The 16,709-nt window shown below is 68.7% G+C and carries 18 protein-coding genes; 13 read left to right on the plus strand and 5 right to left on the minus strand.

The window, feature by feature from the left end; all coding sequences use genetic code 11:
- Positions 1-3: 3 nt before the first annotated feature.
- The 4 genes from AC1DGW_RS00320 to AC1DGW_RS00335 all read left to right on the plus strand — a co-directional run bounded on the left by AC1DGW_RS00320 (position 4) and on the right by AC1DGW_RS00335 (position 2,774).
- Entirely contained in the window at positions 4-324 is a 321-nt protein-coding gene (locus AC1DGW_RS00320; RefSeq protein WP_055767728.1) for a YbaB/EbfC family nucleoid-associated protein, read from the plus strand.
- A 93-nt stretch (positions 325-417) separates the two neighbouring features.
- The gene (gene recR, locus AC1DGW_RS00325) at positions 418-1,017 is read left to right on the plus strand and encodes a recombination mediator RecR (RefSeq protein ID WP_478018658.1); all 600 of its coding nucleotides are present in this window, start codon (positions 418-420) and stop codon (positions 1,015-1,017) included.
- Between the two features lie 52 nt (positions 1,018-1,069).
- Positions 1,070-1,420 carry a histidine triad nucleotide-binding protein gene (locus tag AC1DGW_RS00330; protein ID WP_478018659.1) on the plus strand — a complete coding sequence of 117 codons (351 nt, stop codon included), beginning with the start codon at positions 1,070-1,072 and terminating at the stop codon, positions 1,418-1,420.
- Positions 1,421-1,457: 37 nt separating this feature from the next.
- Positions 1,458-2,774 carry a hypothetical protein gene (locus AC1DGW_RS00335; RefSeq protein WP_478018661.1) on the plus strand — a complete coding sequence of 439 codons (1,317 nt, stop codon included), beginning with the start codon at positions 1,458-1,460 and terminating at the stop codon, positions 2,772-2,774.
- Between the two features lie 109 nt (positions 2,775-2,883).
- Here the strand turns inward: AC1DGW_RS00335 and AC1DGW_RS00340 are convergent, their stop codons facing one another.
- The 4 genes from AC1DGW_RS00340 to AC1DGW_RS00355 form a co-directional block, all read right to left on the minus strand.
- Positions 2,884-3,411 carry a Slp family lipoprotein gene (locus AC1DGW_RS00340; protein WP_478018663.1) on the minus strand — a complete coding sequence of 176 codons (528 nt, stop codon included), beginning with the start codon at positions 3,409-3,411 and terminating at the stop codon, positions 2,884-2,886.
- Complete coding sequence (locus AC1DGW_RS00345; RefSeq protein ID WP_478018664.1) at positions 3,408-5,384, minus strand: transglutaminase TgpA family protein; 1,977 nt, start codon at positions 5,382-5,384, stop codon at positions 3,408-3,410. Before AC1DGW_RS00345 ends, AC1DGW_RS00340 begins: the two co-directional genes overlap by 4 nt.
- A gap of 186 nt (positions 5,385-5,570) precedes the next feature.
- Positions 5,571-6,548 carry a DUF58 domain-containing protein gene (locus AC1DGW_RS00350; protein ID WP_478018665.1) on the minus strand — a complete coding sequence of 326 codons (978 nt, stop codon included), beginning with the start codon at positions 6,546-6,548 and terminating at the stop codon, positions 5,571-5,573.
- Positions 6,529-7,479, minus strand: coding sequence for an AAA family ATPase (locus tag AC1DGW_RS00355; protein ID WP_478018666.1), 951 nt, complete (start codon positions 7,477-7,479; stop codon positions 6,529-6,531). The genes AC1DGW_RS00350 and AC1DGW_RS00355 overlap by 20 nt, the downstream gene beginning before the upstream one ends.
- Positions 7,480-7,519: 40 nt before the next feature.
- Here AC1DGW_RS00355 and AC1DGW_RS00360 point away from each other — a divergent pair, with 40 nt between their 5' ends.
- Complete coding sequence (locus tag AC1DGW_RS00360; RefSeq protein WP_478018667.1) at positions 7,520-9,364, plus strand: ArnT family glycosyltransferase; 1,845 nt, start codon at positions 7,520-7,522, stop codon at positions 9,362-9,364.
- A gap of 22 nt (positions 9,365-9,386) precedes the next feature.
- Here the strand turns inward: AC1DGW_RS00360 and AC1DGW_RS00365 are convergent, their stop codons facing one another.
- On the minus strand, positions 9,387-9,959 hold the full coding sequence (locus AC1DGW_RS00365) for a Maf family protein (protein ID WP_478018668.1): 573 nt from the start codon (positions 9,957-9,959) through the stop codon (positions 9,387-9,389).
- Positions 9,960-10,074: 115 nt separating this feature from the next.
- Here AC1DGW_RS00365 and AC1DGW_RS00370 point away from each other — a divergent pair, with 115 nt between their 5' ends.
- The 8 genes from AC1DGW_RS00370 (at position 10,075) to fabF (ending at position 16,563) form a co-directional block, all read left to right on the plus strand.
- Entirely contained in the window at positions 10,075-10,584 is a 510-nt protein-coding gene (locus AC1DGW_RS00370) for a YceD family protein (protein ID WP_478018669.1), read from the plus strand.
- Between the two features lie 106 nt (positions 10,585-10,690).
- Positions 10,691-10,885 (plus strand): 50S ribosomal protein L32, encoded by a 195-nt coding sequence (rpmF, locus tag AC1DGW_RS00375; protein WP_054663666.1) that lies wholly within the window; start codon positions 10,691-10,693, stop codon positions 10,883-10,885.
- Positions 10,886-10,974: 89 nt separating this feature from the next.
- The gene (locus tag AC1DGW_RS00380; RefSeq protein WP_478018670.1) at positions 10,975-11,940 is read left to right on the plus strand and encodes a beta-ketoacyl-ACP synthase III; all 966 of its coding nucleotides are present in this window, start codon (positions 10,975-10,977) and stop codon (positions 11,938-11,940) included.
- A 71-nt stretch (positions 11,941-12,011) separates the two neighbouring features.
- Positions 12,012-12,794, plus strand: coding sequence for a BUD32 family EKC/KEOPS complex subunit (locus AC1DGW_RS00385; RefSeq protein ID WP_478018671.1), 783 nt, complete (start codon positions 12,012-12,014; stop codon positions 12,792-12,794).
- 95 nt (positions 12,795-12,889) lie between these two features.
- Positions 12,890-13,834: an ACP S-malonyltransferase gene (gene fabD, locus AC1DGW_RS00390; RefSeq protein ID WP_478018672.1), complete on the plus strand. Its 945-nt coding sequence runs from the start codon at positions 12,890-12,892 to the stop codon at positions 13,832-13,834.
- 79 nt (positions 13,835-13,913) lie between these two features.
- Positions 13,914-14,657: a 3-oxoacyl-ACP reductase FabG gene (gene fabG, locus AC1DGW_RS00395; protein ID WP_478018673.1), complete on the plus strand. Its 744-nt coding sequence runs from the start codon at positions 13,914-13,916 to the stop codon at positions 14,655-14,657.
- Between the two features lie 148 nt (positions 14,658-14,805).
- Entirely contained in the window at positions 14,806-15,045 is a 240-nt protein-coding gene (acpP, locus tag AC1DGW_RS00400; RefSeq protein ID WP_005415509.1) for an acyl carrier protein, read from the plus strand.
- A 255-nt stretch (positions 15,046-15,300) separates the two neighbouring features.
- Positions 15,301-16,563, plus strand: a complete 1,263-nt coding sequence (gene fabF / locus AC1DGW_RS00405) for a beta-ketoacyl-ACP synthase II (RefSeq protein WP_478018675.1) — start codon at positions 15,301-15,303, stop codon at positions 16,561-16,563.
- Positions 16,564-16,709 lie beyond the last annotated feature (146 nt).

The following is a 16,709-nucleotide window of genomic DNA, read 5'->3' on the forward strand; positions in this document are numbered from 1 at the left end:
AGCATGCGCGGCAACATCGCCCAACTGATGCAACAGGCCCAGAAGATGCAGGAAAACCTGCAGAAGGCCCAGGAAGAACTGGCCAAGCTGGAAGTCACCGGCAGCGCTGGCGGCGGCATGGTCAGCGTGACCCTCACCGGCACCAAGGAGTGCCGCAAGGTACGCATCGACCCGTCGGTGCTGTCCGACCAGGAAATGGTCGAGGACCTGATCGCAGCGGCGTTCAACGATGCCTCCAACAAGATCGACAGCGAATCGCAGAGCCGCATGGGCTCGGCCACGGCCGGCATGAAGCTGCCGCCGGGCATGAAGCTGCCGTTCTGATGACGGCGCGCCGGCCTTGCCCGGCCGCCTGTTCCACCCACGCCGCGAAGCCCACGGGCTTCGCGCGTTCGTTTCGACGATGAGCACGACGCGATGAGCCTGCCGCTGCTGGAACAACTGATCGAAGCCTTCCGGGTGCTGCCCGGCGTCGGCCAGAAGACCGCCCAGCGCATGGCCTACCACGTGCTCGAGCGCGCGCGCGACGGCGGCCTGCGCCTGTCGCAGGTGTTGGCCGAATCCATCGAACGGATCGGTCATTGCGCGCAGTGCCGCGATTTCAGCGAGACCGGTATCTGCCCGCTGTGCGCGAGCGCCAGCCGCGAACGGCAGACGCTGTGCGTGGTGGAATCGCCGGCCGACCGCCTGGCCATCGAGCACGCCACCAGCTATCGCGGCGTGTACTACGTGCTGCAGGGCCGGTTGTCGCCGCTGGACGGCATCGGTCCGCGCGAACTCGGCCTGGACCAGCTGGAGGCGCGGCTGGCGCAGGGCGAGGTCGCCGAGCTGATCATCGCCACCAACTCCACCGTCGAAGGCGAGGCCACCGCGCACTATCTGGCGCAGCTGGCACGCCGCCACAAGGTGCGTCCAAGCCGGTTGGCGCAGGGCCTGCCGCTGGGCGGCGAACTGGAATATGTGGACCGCGGCACGCTGTCGCACGCCTTTGGCAGCCGCAGCGAAATCGCCGAGTAGCGTCCGGGACGAGGCGGTAAGCTGTAGGCCGTTTCCCGCAACGAGCCGCCGCATGACCGACACGATTTTCGGCAAGATCATCCGCCGCGAGATTCCCGCCACCATCGTCTACGAGGACGAAGACGTGCTGGGCTTCAAGGACATCGCGCCGCAGGCGCCGGTGCATGTCCTTTTCATCCCGAAGAACGAGGTCATCCCGACCCTGGACGACCTGCAGCCGGCGCAGGCGCACCTGATCGGCAAGCTGGCGCTGGCCGCGGCCGAATATGCGCGCCGCGAAGGTTTCGCGCAGGACGGCTACCGCATCGTGATGAACTGCCGCGAGAACGCCGGGCAGACGGTGTTCCATATCCACCTGCACCTGCTGGCCGGCGCGCCGCTGGGGCATTTCGGTGCGGCCTGACCGGCCCATTGCCGGTGCGGAACGCTGGTTCCGCCTGATGGGAGAACTGACGATGCGGCGATCTGTCCGCGGATACCTCTGCCTGGCGCTGTCGATGGCCGCATCGGCTGGCGCGATGGCCCAGGCACCGCTGGAACCGGTCGTGGCGACGGCGGCATTCCAGCGCATGCAGGCGCTGTGCAAGGCCGATGCCGGGAAGGCCTGGGGCGTGGACTTGTGCGGTCCCACCCTGTTGGCGGACCCGGCTACGCGGCGATTCATGGCGAACATGGACGGATTGGAAACTTCCTTCGAGCGGGACGGGACGATCTTCCGCGGGCATCTGCCCGATACGGTTCCGCTCGCCAACACCGCGGTGAAATGGAACGGGCGCACCTGGACCATGCTGATGCTGCCCCTGCCGCAAGGGGAGCCGGCGCTCTCCATCCTGCTCATGCACGAAGCCTGGCATCGCATCCAGGGGCAGGTCGGCCTGGCGGCGGTCCACGCCGACCAGGAGCAACTGGAGACGGAGCAGGGACGGTTGTCGCTGCGCCTGGAGCTGCGCGCGCTGGCGGCAGCTGTCGCCGCCACGGATCCGCAAGACCGGCTCCGCGCGACACGTGATGCACTGACCTTCCGCGCTTGGCGGCAGGCGCGGTTCCCGGAGGCGCAGCAGGCCGAGGACGCGATGGAGCGGCACGAGGGCATCGCCGAATACACCGGCCGGCTCCTGTCGCAGGATGCCGCGATGGCCGCGCATCTGGCCGATCACCTGCGCAAAGGCGACGGCGTCGCCGCCTACGCCCGTTCCTTCGCCTATTACACGGGCCCCGCATATGGGGTACTGCTGGACAGCGCGTCGCCGGGCTGGCGGACAGCCTGGAACCGGCGCGATGGTTTGCCGGCGATGCTTGCATCGGCCTTTGGCCTGATGGTTTCTCCCGACGATGCGGCCTTCGCGCAGAGCGGAGCGCGTTACGGCATGGACGGGATACGGGCCGAAGAAGACGCCCGGGCCGTCAGGCAGGCCACGGTCGTGGCGGCATTGCGCGCCCGCCTGGTCGATGGACCGGTGCTCGTGGCGCCGGTGAACGGCGCCAGTTTCAGCTTCGACCCCAACAAGGTGACGCCGCTGCCACCGGAGGGCGCGGCCTATGCAACCATCCGCGCGGCAACGGCCTGGGGAGTGCTGGACGTCGAGAAGGACGGCCTGCTTTCGGCGGACTGGTCGCGCCTGTCCGTGCAGTACACGGGCGCGGAGGCGACTGCCGGTGGCCTGAAGGGGGATGGCTGGTCGTTGGTCTTGAAGCCGGGCTGGGCGCTGGTGCCGGGCGCGCGGGCTGGCGACTGGACGATCCGCGCGCAGGACTGATCCAGGGCCAGGGTCTGTCCTCCTGGATGCGCATCGCCGATACAAGAACAGACGCCGCCCGGGGGCGGCGTCTGTTCTTCGTCACGCATGCGGGATCAGGCCCGGCCGGTCACCACCAGCCGCCGCGCCAACCCCAGCCCCAGCCGGGACCCCAGCCCGGGCCCCATGGGCCATACGGGTAGGCCGGCACCACTTCGACCTCGCGCTGCACCGGCCACAGGTACACCACGTCGGCGGCGATCTTCGGCAGCGGGTAGTCGTAGTCGCCGATCTTGGTGGTCTGGTAGCCGTCGATGCGGCCGATGAAGGTCACGTCGCGGCCCGGCTCGAACACCGCCGGATCGTAGAAGCCGGCGCGGCAGGCGAGGAAGCGGCCGTCGCTGGCATCGGCGGAGGTGCTGCTCGGGCGGCCATTGCCGTTGAGCGGGCGGGCGATCATCTGGAAACAGGTCTCGCCCTGGCCGGGAAGCGTCTCGATGATGCGGCCGCCCCAGCGTACCGGCGTGCCGGTCTGCTTCTGCGCGACGGTATCGCGCGGGGACACGGTGCTGAACTGTCCCTGCAGCGGCTTGGGAGCGGTGGCACAGGCGGCCAGGGCCAGGCTGGCGGCGATGGTGAGGAGGATGCGGGTCTTCATGTTCGTGCTCCGGTTCGTACTCCGGGTTGAGGGCGGTGCCTGTGCAGGTCACGCAATAATGAAGCGAGGTCCGACGAGGCGCCAGCGTAGCGCGCCTCGCTGAAACGCTGGCTGAGTGCATTCAGGCCGCTGCCGGGCCGCACCGCTTCCACGCGCGCGGCCCAGTCGCCCGCCGGTTCGTGCGGTTGGCGGCCCAGGCCGAGACGGGCATAGCGGCGATCGAGCCGGTGCCAGGCACGCAGCAGCGGATCGCGTTCGCGCTCGCCCCGCGCGAGCAGCCAGGCCATGGCGGCGACAGCGATGAGCGCGAAGGCGGCGAGCAGCCCGGCCAGTTGCGCCGGCTCCAGGTGCTCGATGCCGAAGGGGCGCAGCAACTGCTGCTGGCGCCGCGCATCGAAGGACAGGACCATGCCGTTCCAGTTGCGGCGCAGCCAGTCGCCGGCCTGCGCGAGCTGCAGCCAGCGCGTGCCCATGTCCAGCCCGCCGCCGGCGGCATCGCCCCGTGCCAGGCGGTCTTCCAGTGTGTCGCGGATCCGTTCGGGCGCCACCGCCGCGGTCGGGTCGACGCGGGTCCAGCCACGCTGCGGCAGCCAGACCTCGGCCCAGGCGTGCGCGTCCATCCTGCGCACCAGCCAGTAGCCGCCATAACGGTTGCGGGTGCCGCCGGCATAGCCGGTGACCACGCGCGCAGGGATGCCGGCCCCGCGCATCAGCACCACGAAGGCCGAGCTGAAGTGCTCGCAGAAGCCGGCTTTCCAGTCGAACAGGAACTCGTCGGCGCCGTGCCGGCCGGGCAGTGGCGTGCTCAGGGTGTAGCTGAAATCACGGCTGATCCATTGCATCGCGCGGCGGACGATGGCCGCATCGTCGGTGCCGGCCTCAAGGCGCCATTGCCGGGCCAGCGCCAGCGTGCGTGGATTGAAGCCGGCGGGCAGTTGCAGCGCCTGTTCGCGCAGGGCGTGCGGCAGGTCCGGCTGGAAGCGCGCCGGCGGCGCGGAGCGAAGATGCCAACGGGTCAGCGCGTTCAACGGACGGGCGCTCACCAGGGTGTAGTCGGCATCCAGGCTGGTTTCGTCGGGTGCGGCCAACGGCAGGTCCAGTGCCACCAGTTCACGCCGCTCGGTGGGTTCGTACTCGATCTGGTAGTCCCACTGCAGGGGTGCCGCGGCGACAGGTGGCGGTGCTGTGCGGCGCTGGCTTTCCAGTCGCGTCCAGGTACGTCCATCGAAGCGGGTCAACACCGGCCCACGCCAGTAGCGCTGCTCGGGCATGGGCACCGCGCCAGCGAACTGCACGCGCAGCGCGGGGCTGTCGTCAGCCATCAGGTCCAGCCACTGTCCCGGTGCCATCGTGTCCGACAGGCCGGGTTGCCCCACCGCCCGCTCCGGGATGCCCCACAACGGTGTCGGCAGGCGCGGCAGCAGCCAGAAGGCGGACAGCGCCAGCGGCAATGCGACCACCAGCAGCCGGCCGACCGTCCGCAGCTGGAAGGCGACCGGCCGCGGCGCCGTGCCGGTTTCGGCGTCGGCCAGGCGTTGCAGGCCGAGCAGGGCGCAGGCCACCGCCGCCAGCGACAGCAGCAGGGTGCTGGGCCCCTGGTCGAGCAGGAAGGCGGCGAACGGCGCGAACAGGGCGAAGCCGAGCAGGCTGCGCGCATCGCGCAGGGTGCGCAGTTCGCTGGACTTGATCGCCAGCATCGCCGCCAGCAGCGCGCAGCCGGTGTCGCGGCCCGGCGAGGCGCCCATCTGCCAGTAGATCGCCACCAGCATGGTGACCACCAGCAGCAGGCGCAGCGGCATGGGAATCCGGCGTTGCCAGGACAGCGCCGCCACCAGCAGCGCCGCGATGGCGAACACGCCGGCCAGCGTACCGGGCAACTGCAGCAGCAGCGGCAGCAGGGCCAGCGCGGTGGTCAGCAGCGCCCAGCCGCGTGCGGCCGGATTCAGTGGCGGAAGAGCGGGGTCGTCGTTCATGGCGCACATCCATGTGCGCCACCCTTCGGGCGGCTTTGCCGTGAAAAACGCCTGTCCTGCCGTTTTTTCATGGCGCACATCTGACCGCCATGGATGGCGGGAATGCCGGTTTTGCAGGAGCAAAAACCGGCCCTGCGCCACCCTTCGGGCGGCTTCGCCGTGAAAAACGGCTGTCCTGTCGTTTTTTCATGCGTCGGGCATCAGCGCCAGCGCGCGCAGGCACTGGTGGCGGTGGGCATCGCCGGTGCCCGGCCCCAGCGGCGGCTGGCCCGGTAGCAGCAGACGATAGCGGCGGCCTTCGCGTTCGGCCTCGTCCACCCAGCGCGCCAGTCGCGCGATGCGGCGCTCATGCGGCAGCGGGCCGAGCGCGTGCCAGTCCAGCAGCAGTTCGGAGCCGGTGGGACGTTCGTATTCGCGCACCAGCAGGGTGTCGCGGCGGGCGGAGTGCTTCCAGGCGATGGTGCGGCGCGCATCGCCCTGCCGGTAGGGGCGCAACTGCTGCAGTTCGTCGCCGAGCGGATGTTGGCGGGTACGGGTGGAGGCGCTGCCGGTGTCGGGCAGCGGCGGAGCTGGATGTTCCGGGGCGGGATAGACCAGTGCCGGTGCCGCCGGCCAGACCCAGCTCCAGGCGCGTACCAGCCCCAGCGGCTGGGTGGTGGACAGGCGGATCCGCTGCAGGTCGAGCCAGCCGCGGCGGGTAGTGGGCAGCCACAGGTCGACCTCCGTGCGGTCGGTCTCCGCGAGGTCGGCGCAGGCGTTGGCCGGGCCACAGGCCACCTGCAGCCCGCGACGCGGTCGGCGGTCGTCGCGGGCCAGCGCCAGCCGCAACCGCAGCGGTGTGCCGGCGGCCACCGGTTCGGCCGACGCGGCGTCCATGCGCAGTCCAGCCAGCTGCAGGTGCGCCTGCAGCGCGCTGGCAAGCGCCGTGGCGGCGAGCAGCAGGGCCAACAGCAGCGCCGGATTGTTGTTGTAGTTCAGCGCACCCAGCAGCATCGCCGCCAGCAGCGTGGCGAGGAACAGGCCGAAGCCGGTGGGCAGGACATAGATGCGATGGCGGTCGAGCGTGACCGGCAGCGACTCGGGCCGGCGCGGTCGCGCGAGCCGTTGCAGGGCCAGCAGGCGGGCGCGCAGCCAGGCGGGCACGTCAGTCGACCTGGACGCCATGCAGGATCATGCCGGCCAGGGCGGCGCCCGAGGACGACTCCGCTTCGGCGACGAGTCGATGCCCGGCCACGGCGACGAAAAGCGCCTGCACGTCCTCCGGCAGTGCATGTTCCCTGCCGGCCAGCAGTGCATGCGCCTTGGCTGCGCGCAGCAGGGCGATGCCGGCGCGCGGCGACAGGCCGACGCGGACGCCCGCCTGCTGGCGGCTGCGCGCCAGCAGGCGCTGCACGTAGTCGACCAGCGCGTCGCTGGCATGGACCTGTTCGACCGCCATGCGCAGGTCGCGGATGTCCTGTTCGGCCAGGCTGGGCAGCGTCTGTGCGATCAGCTCGCGACGGCTGGCGCCGGCCAGCAGGGCGCGTTCGGCGCCGGCGTCGGGATAGCCGAGGGTAAGCCGCAGCAGGAAGCGGTCCATCTGCGAGTCCGGCAGCGGGAAGGTGCCGGACATGTCCACCGGGTTCTGCGTGGCGATCACGAAGAACGGATCGGGCAGCACGTGGGTGGTGCCGTCCAGCGTCACCTGCTGTTCGGCCATGGCTTCCAGCAGCGCGCTCTGCGTGCGCGGCGGTGCGCGGTTGATCTCGTCGGCCAGCAGCACGTTGCTGAACACCGGCCCCGGATGGAAACGGAAACCGCGGCTTTCCGCCTCGTAGATGGAAATGCCCAGCACGTCGGCGGGCAGCAGGTCGGAGGTGAACTGCACGCGCTGGAACTGCAGCCCCAGCGTGGAGGCCATGGCATGGGCGAGGGTGGTCTTGCCCAGACCGGGCAGGTCCTCGATCAGCAGGTGCCCGCCGGACAGCAGCGCGACGAACGCCAGCCGCACCTCGGCGCTCTTGCCCAGCAGCAGGGCGTTGACCTGGTCCTGCGCCTGCTGCAGAGCCTTGAAGGCGACATCGGTTAGCATTCTTCGCGACGGCATCGGCGCCATGGTCGTCTCGGATCTGGGGTCGAAGGGAGTGTAAGCGGCAATGCAGGTGGGTCAGCGTGCGCGCAATGCGTTCGTCGTGCTCTGGGTGGCGATCACGGCGCTGAAGGCGGTAGTGGCCGCGCGCCTGCCATTGTTCGTCGACGAGGCGTTCTACTGGCAGGAAGGCCGGCATCTGGCGGCCGCCTATTCGGACCTGCCGGGGCTGACCGCATGGATGACGCGGCTCGGCGAGGAACTGGCCGGCCATCACGCCTTCGGCGTACGCCTGCCGTTCCTGGCAATGGGCGCGCTCCTGCCGTGGATGGTCGTGCGGATATCGACGCGCTGGTTCGGAGCGCGGTTCGGCTGGCAGGCCGGCTCGCTCACGCTGCTGATGCCGCTTTCGGCGACGCTGGGCATCCTGGCGGTGCCCGACGTGCCCATGGCGTTCGCCGCCGTGCTCTGCCTCGGCGCCGGCGCCCGCCTGCTGCGCACTGTCGATGCCGGCAGCGCGTTGATGCTGGCGTCCGGACTGGTGCTGGGGGCGTTGAGCCACTATCGCTTCATCGGCGTGATCGGGGTCGGCTTCATCGCGCTGCTGCTGTTGCCGGAAGGACGGCGCGCGCTGCGCGATGCGCGGATATGGATGGCGCTGACGGTCGGCATCGTCGCCTGGTTGCCGCTGCTGGCCTGGAACCTGGACAACCAGGACGCGGGCCTGAAATTCCAGCTGGTCGAACGCCATCCCTGGGCGTTCCAGGGCAGCGGGCTGTGGTTCCTGGCCATCCAGCCGCTGCTGGCGACACCGCTGTTGTGCATCGCGATGTGGCAGGCGTGCGTGGCCGGCATCCGTCCGGTGCCGGCAGGCCAGCATCGCGTGCAATGGCGCTATTTCGCGCTGGTGGGCGGCGTCTCCACGCTCGCCATCTTCCTGCTCGGGTTCTTCACCGACGTGGAACGCATCAGTTTCCATTGGCCGTTGCCGGGCTACTTCGCCCTGCTGGTCGCGGTGCCGCTCATCCTTGGCCGCTGGCCACGCCTCTGGCGGCGGCTCGCCTGGGCACTGGCGCTGGCGGGCGTCGCCTGCGCGTTCGGCTATTACCTGACGGCTGCTTCGCCGGCGCTGCGCGAACAGCTGGCCGGCAACAAGTTCTACCCGCGCAATTTCGCCGGCTGGCAGCCCTTGGCCGATGCGGTGCGCGAAGAACTGGCCGGCATGCCTGGGGATGCCCAGTTGGTGGCCGGCAGTTTCAAGGTCGGTGCCGAACTGGGATTCCTGCGCGACGATGCGTCCATCCATGTACTGCCGCATCCGCTCAACGACAAGCACGGGCGCACCGCGCAGTTGGCGTTGTGGAAACTGATCGGAGAAGACCACCCGAATCCGCGGCTGCTGGTGCTGGCAACAGGCGACCAGCGCTATCGCGACCTGCTGGCGCGCTACCACCAGGTATGCGCCCTGGTCGGGCCGCTGCCGCCACCGCGCGTCGTGTCCACCGACCATGGCTATCAGCGTTTCCTGCTGTTCCGGCTGCCGGCCGGAAAACAGCCGGGTTCCTGCGTCACGCCGGCGATGGCGTGGGTCGATGCGCCGCTTCCCGATGCCGTCGCACGGGGTGTCATGGACGTGAGAGGGTGGGCGTTCAAGGATGGCGTCGGATTGAGCTCGGTCGAAGTGCTGGTGGATGGCAGCGTGGTGGTCCGGGCCGATTACGGGTTGGACTATGACGTCACCGGTTTCTGGAACATCTCCACCGATCCGAACCATCCCCGCGTGGGCTTCGGTGCGCGCCTGGAAACGGACGGCATGTCCCCGGGCAGGCATTGGCTGGGGCTGCGCCTGCACGGCGCCGATGGCAGTGTCGAGGATTGGTGGGAGCAGCCTTTCGACGTCCCGGACCGCTGAGTGTGGCCGTCGCGTGCTGTCTTCAGGGCAGGATGCGACCCGCTTCGCGCAGCAGCCGGCACAGGGAAATCAGCGGCAGCCCCACCAGCGCGGTGGGATCCTTGCTATCGATTGCCTCGAACAGCGTGATGCCCAGTCCCTCGCACTTGAAGCTGCCGGCGCAGTCCAGCGGCAGTTCCGTATCGACGTAGCGTTCGATCTCGTCCGCGTGCAGCGTGCGGAAAAGGACCCGGGTCAGGTCGGTGGCCTGCAGGTGCCGTTCGCCGTTGCTCATGCAGACCGCGGTATGGAACAGCACCTCGCGGCCCGACATCGCGGCAAGTTGCGCGCAGGCGGCTTCGCGGGTGCCGGGTTTGCCGAGCGGCGCGCCCTCCAGTTCGGCAACCTGGTCCGAGCCGATGGCCCACGCGCCCGGGTGGCGCGCGGCGACGGCGGCTGCTTTCGCCCGTGCGAGCCGTACGGCCAGTGCGGAAGGCGGTTCGCCGGGAAGCGGGGTTTCGTCCACCTCGGGGGCCGCGCAGCTGAACGGCACCCGCAGTCGGGACAGCAGTTCGGCCCGGTAGCGGGAAGTAGAGGCGAGGATCAGGGCTGACATGCGAGAATACCGGCGTGGAAGCCGCCGCCGAGTCTGCGTTGCCGGTGCCGCCGTGGCAATGGCCGGCGGGGTGGATTTGACAGCGGGTAGGCCTGTCCTTAACATTCTGCAGCTTATGTCCGCGAACGTGCCCGAATTGCTGGATGCTTGGCGGATGGTCGCAGCGCGCAGGCGCTTCGAAGGCCGTGTGCCGTTGTCCGCACTGGCACGCCTGCAGGGGCTGGTCGCCGATGCCGAAGGAGAGTGCAGCTATGCGCTGGAATTCGGCCGCGACGAGGTCCTGCGGGTCGCCTATGTCGAACTGACCATCGATGCCGCGCTGCCGCTGGTCTGCCAGCGCAGCATGCAGCGTTTCCTGCTGCCGGTGAACATGGTGCAGCGGCTGGGCCTGGTCCGCGACGAAGACGAGGAACAGGCGCTTCCTCCGGATTACGAAGCGCTGCTGGTGCCGGAAGACGGCAACCTGCGGCCGCTGGATCTGGTGGAGGACGAGCTGGTGATGGTGGTGCCGGTGGTGCCGGTGGCGCCGGGAAGCGAGGCGGTCGAACGCGACTTCTCCGCGACCAGCGAGGAGCTGGGCAAGGCCAATCCGTTCGCGGCATTGGCGGCACTGAAGAAACAATAGCAGCCGGTTGTCGTCGGCGGCTGCGGCGAAAGCAAAACCAGTGCCGGATGTCCGCATCCCGCGCACTGCAACGACGAAACGAACGAACCGAGTTTGGAGCAATCCCATGGCTGTGCAGAAATCCCGTGTTACCCCGTCCCGCCGCGGCCAGCGCCGTTCGCACGATTCGCTGAGCGCAAAGCAGCTGTCCACCGACCCGACCACCGGCGAAGTGCATCTGCGTCACCACATCACCGCCGACGGCTTCTACCGTGGCAAGAAGGTGATCACGACCAAGACCTCGGTCGTCGAAGAAGATTGATTCGCGTCGGGCCGCCACCGCGAGGTGGCGGCCCCGCACCGATTTCTTCCGGGGCCGCCGCAGCGCGGGCCCGCGCAACAGGAACCAGCATGAGCAAGCGGATCTACTCGAGGATCGCGGGCACCGGTAGCTATTTGCCCGAAAAGGTGTTGACCAATGAGGATCTGACCAAGATCGTCGACACCAGTGACGAGTGGATCCAGTCGCGAACGGGCATCCGCGAGCGGCATGTGGCGGCCGATGGCGAGACCACCGGCGACCTCGGCTACAACGCCGCACTGCGCGCGCTGGAAGCAGCCGGCATCGAGCCGTCGCAGCTGGACATGATCGTCGTGGGCACCACCACGCCGGACCTGATCTTCCCGTCCACCGCCTGCCTGATCCAGGCGCGCCTCGGCGCGGCCGGCGCGGCGGCGTTCGACGTCAATGCGGCATGTTCGGGCTTCCTGTTCGCCCTGAGCGTGGCCGACAAATTCATCCGCAACGGCGATGCCAGGCATGTACTGGTGATCGGTGCGGAAACCCTGACCCGCATCGTCGACTGGAACGACCGCACCACCTGCGTGCTGTTCGGCGACGGTGCCGGCGCCGTCGTGCTCAAGGCCGACGAGGACACCGGCATCCTCAGTACCCATCTGCATGCCGATGGCAGCAAGAAGGAGCTGCTGTGGCATCCGGTCGGCGTATCCACCGGGCTGGACAAGCCCGGCAAGCTGACCATGAAGGGCAACGACGTATTCAAGTACGCCGTCAAGGCGCTGGACTCGGTCGTGGACGAAACCCTGCAGGCCAACGGCCTGGACAAGTCCGACCTGGACTGGCTGATCCCGCATCAGGCCAACCTGCGCATCATCGAAGCCACGGCCAGGCGCCTGGAGATGTCGATGGAGCAGGTGGTGGTGACCGTGGACAAGCACGGCAACACCTCGGCGGGCTCGGTGCCGCTGGCGCTGGATCACGCGATCCGTTCCGGCAAGGTCGAGCGCGGCCAGCTGCTGCTGCTGGAGGCCTTCGGCGGTGGTTTCACCTGGGGTTCGGCGCTGCTGCGCTATTGATATGCCGGATTGGCCGGGGGCATGAGGCTCCCGGCGCGGCCCGATGGCCGCTGTTTCCGGGAGGTGCCGTCATGGCTGAACCCATTCTCATCGAAGGGCAGCGCGCATGGCTCAAGCATTATGGTGAAAGCAGCCGGGCACTGGCCCTTGGGCTGCTGAGCTTCGTCGCGCGCGGTTTCCAGCTTGATGCCCTGCGGCCGCCGCCGCATCGTGGTGGTGCGCAGGCGCGCGAGATCGAGGCGCGGCGTCTGGTCGAGCTCAAGACGCAGGGCGTCAATGTTCCCGACGTGATCGGGCAGGGCAAGGCCGCGCTGGTGCTCGAGCATACCGGCGCTTCGTTCAATACCTGTCTGCGCAAGGCCGATGTGGCCGGGCGTGACCGCCTGGTGGCCGCCGCCATCGACGCCATCGCCCGGGCGCACCGTGGTGGCGCGTATTTCGGCCAGCCCTTGCCGCGCAACATGACCTGGGACGGGCAGCGCGTGGGCTTCATCGACTTCGAGGAAGATCCGCTGGAGGTCATGGACCTGGACCAGGCGCAGGCGCGCGACTGGCTGATGTTCGGTTACGGCGTGGCCCGGTATTACGAGAGGCGCCCGCAGGTGCTCAGGGCGATGCTGGCTGACGCGATGGAAGGAGCGGACCGGCCGGTGGTCGAGCATGCGCATGAGGTGACAGGTCGCCTGCAGCGGCTGGCCGGCCTGCTGCGGCGTGCCGGCAGGTCGGGGCGCGCGCTGGCCCGTGCCATCCTCGTCGTGCACGGGGCCACCGCCTCCGGTCTGGTCGCCTTGGCGGTGCTGTCGCTGGACTGGCTTGCCGACGGCGAACTGGACCTGCTGGCACTGCTTGCCTGAGCGGGTCGGGAACGGCCTGCATACGCGCCAGTACAGACGGGCGGGGGCATTCACGCTTATGATGCGCCGCTTCGATTCATGCAGCAGATGACCGCGTGACTGACTCCCGACTTGCTTTCGTATTCCCCGGCCAGGGTTCCCAGTCGCTGGGCATGCTTGCCGAACTGGCCGAATTGCATCCGCAGGTGCGCGATACCTTCGCCGAAGCGTCGGATGGAGCAGGCGTCGACCTGTGGGCGTTGTCGCAGGGCGGCCCGGAAGAGCAGCTCAACCGCACCGAATACACCCAGCCGGCCCTGCTGGCCGCGGGCATCGCGGTGTGGCGGCTGTGGAGTGCGCAGGGGGGGGCGAAGCCGGCGCTGTTGGCCGGGCACAGCCTGGGTGAGTACACCGCACTGGTCGCGTCCGGCGCGCTGTCGCTGCGCGACGGCGCGCACCTGGTGCGCCTGCGTGGCCAGCTGATGCAGGAAGCCGCGCCGGCCGGCGTCGGTGCCATGGCCGCGGTGCTCGGCGCCGAGGACGCGCTGGTGCAGGAGGTCTGCGTGCAGGCCAGCGGCAGCCAGGTGGTGGTGCCGGCCAACTTCAATTCCCCTGGCCAGATCGTGATCGGCGGCGACGCCGGGGCGGTGGATCGTGCGCTGGCGCTGCTGGCCGAAAAGGGCGTGCGCAAGGCGGTCAAGCTGGCCGTGAGCGTGCCCTCGCATACCCCGCTGATGCGCGAGGCCGCCAACCGGCTGGCCGAGGCCATGGCCGGGCTGGACTGGCGGATGCCCTCGCTGCCGGTGGTGCAGAACGTCGATGCGCAGGCGCATGAAAGCGTCGAGGCCATCCGCGACGCGCTGGTGCGGCAGCTGTACCTGCCGGTGCAGTGGACCGGCTGCGTGCAGGCGCTGGCCGCGCGCGGCGCGAGCCGCGTGGCCGAATGCGGCCCGGGCAAGGTGCTGACCGGCCTGGTCAAGCGCATCGACAAGAGCATCGATGGCCGTTCGCTCGCCACCCCGGCCGATTTCGCCGGCGCGCTGGAAGAGTGGGCCGCCTGACCCTACGATACGGCCGCCGGCGTCCGCGCCCGGCCCCGACCTGCAGCCGCGACGTGTGGCTGCACCAAGAGGAAACCGCATGAGCAAGCCATTGCAGGGTGAAATCGCGCTCGTCACCGGCGCCAGCCGCGGCATCGGCGCCGCCATCGCCGACGAACTGGCCGCGCAGGGCGCGACCGTCATCGGCACCGCCACTACCGAGTCCGGCGCTGCCGCCATCGGCGCGCGCCTGGCCGCGCAGGGTGGTCACGGCCGCGCGCTGAATGTCACCGAGCCGGGCGCGGTCGACGCGCTGATCGATGCGGTGGCCAAGGAATTCGGCGCCATCAGCATCCTGGTCAACAACGCCGGCATCACCCGCGACAACCTGCTGATGCGCATGAAGGACGAGGACTGGCAGGCCATCCTCGATACCAACCTGACCAGCGTGTACCGCACCTCCAAGGCGGTGATGCGCGGCATGATGAAGGCGCGCAAGGGCCGCATCGTCAACATCGCCTCGGTGATCGGCGTGACCGGCAATGCCGGCCAGGCCAACTATGCCGCGGCCAAGGCCGGCATCATTGCCTTCTCCAAATCGCTGGCCAAGGAAATCGGCAGCCGCGGTGTGACCGTGAATGTCGTCGCGCCGGGCTTCATCGATACCGACATGACCAAGGATCTGCCCGAGGACGCCAAGACCGCGATGCTCGGCCAGATCGCGCTGGGCCGCCTCGGCGAGCCGGCGGACATCGCCCACGCGGTGGCGTTCCTGGCCGGCCCGTCGGCCAGCTACATCACCGGCGAAACCCTCCACGTGAACGGCGGCATGTACATGCCGTAAGCGTGCGGCGCAGGGACTGCGCCCAAGTGGTTGATCGCCGTGGCTTTTTGCCAGAATGCAAGGCTCCGGCGCTTTCCACTACACTATCCCACGGCCATCGCTTCCGATGGCGCCTTTTGAACCACTACTCCATCTGGAGCGATATCCAATGAGCACCATCGAAGAACGCGTCAAGAAAATCGTCGTCGAACAGCTTGGCGTCAAGGAAGAAGAAGTCACCAACAGCGCATCGTTCGTCGATGACCTGGGCGCTGACTCGCTGGACACCGTTGAACTGGTGATGGCGCTGGAAGAAGAGTTCGAGTGCGAGATCCCGGACGAAGAAGCCGAGAAGATCAGCACCGTGCAGGCCGCGATCGATTACATCAAGGCCCACGTCAAGGCCTGATGACCGGCGGCTGATGCGTGGCGGCGGCATGGCCGCACGCCGCGCACGGCAAGCCCATGGGGCCGCGACAGCGGCCCCATCCCATTCGGGTGCCGGCCGCGCAATGGCCCCATCCCATTCGGGTGTTACATCCTCAAGGGGCGGCCGCACGGCGGTCTGGTCCCTGAAATCTGAAATCGGGCCGCAAGCGGCCACGTGCATCCAAGCGTCCCCCGCGCCATACCCGCATCGAGCACCGGGTCAGGAGAAACCGCAATGAAGCGTCGCGTCGTCGTTACCGGCCTGGGCATGGTCTCGCCCCTGGGCAATGATCTGGCCAGCAGCTGGCAGGGCATCACCGAAGGCCGTTCCGGCATTGGTCCGCTGACCCACATCGCCGACGCCTACCTGGAGCGCTTCACCACCAAGATCGCAGGTGAGGTCAAGGAGTTCGACATCACCGCCGACAACGAACAGTTCGGCAAGTACCGGGTCAGCGGCAAGGATGCCAAGAAGATGGACCCGTTCATCCACTACGGTCTGGGCGCGGCGTTCATGGCCCTGCACGACTCGGGTCTGGAGATCACCGAGGCCAACGCCGAGCGCGTCGGCGCCATTGTCGGCGCCGGCATCGGCGGCCTGCTGGGCATCGAAGAGCAGACCATCGAGTTCCACGAGGGCAGGAAGATCTCGCCCTTCTACGTGCCCAAGACCATCATCAACATGCTGCCGGGCCAGCTGAGCATCATCGCCGGCCTGAAGGGGCCGTCGTTCTCGGCGGTCTCGGCCTGCGCCACCTCCAACCATTCCATCGGCACCGCCATGCGCATGATCCAGTATGGCGATGCGGATGTGATGGTGGCTGGCGGCGCCGAACGCGGTTCCTCGCCGACCGCCGTGGGCGGCTTCTGCGCGATGAAGGCCATGTCCACCCGCAACGATGATCCGACCCGCGCCTCGCGGCCGTGGGACAAGGACCGCGATGGCTTCGTGCTGGGCGATGGTGCCGGCATCCTGATCCTCGAGGAATACGAGCACGCCAAGGCGCGCGGCGCGAAGATCTACTGCGAACTGGCCGGTTTCGGCGCCAGTTCCGACGCCTACCACATGACCGCGCCGAGCGAGAACGGCGAGGGTGCCGCGCGCTGCATGGTCGCGGCGATGAGGGACGCCGGCGTCACCCCGGAACAGGTCGGTTACCTCAACGCGCACGGCACTTCGACGCCGCTGGGCGATCTGGGCGAGACCATGGCGATGAAGGCCGCCTTCGGCGACCACGCTTACAGGATGATGGTCAGCTCCACCAAGTCGATGACCGGACACCTGCTCGGCGCTGCCGGCGGCGTGGAGGCCATCTTCTCGGTGCTGGCGCTGCGCGACAACGTGATCCCGCCGACCATCAACCTGGACGAGCCGGGCGAAGGCTGTGACCTGGACTACGTGCCCAACACCGCGCGCCAGGCCAGGGTCGACGTGGTGATGTCCAACGGCTTCGGCTTCGGCGGCACCAACGGCACGCTGGTGTTCAAGCGCGTCTGATGCTTCTGCTTCAGTCCCTCTCCCGGCAGGAGAGGGGTTGGGGTGAGGGGCAGCGGCAGTCCGGGCAGCTTGGACATCGCTGGCCCTGTTCGCCCCTTCGGGGCACCTGCATTCGGCACATCCCTGTGCCTCACCCTCCGGGCGGC

Source organism: Stenotrophomonas sp. 05N423 (assembly GCF_056397145.1).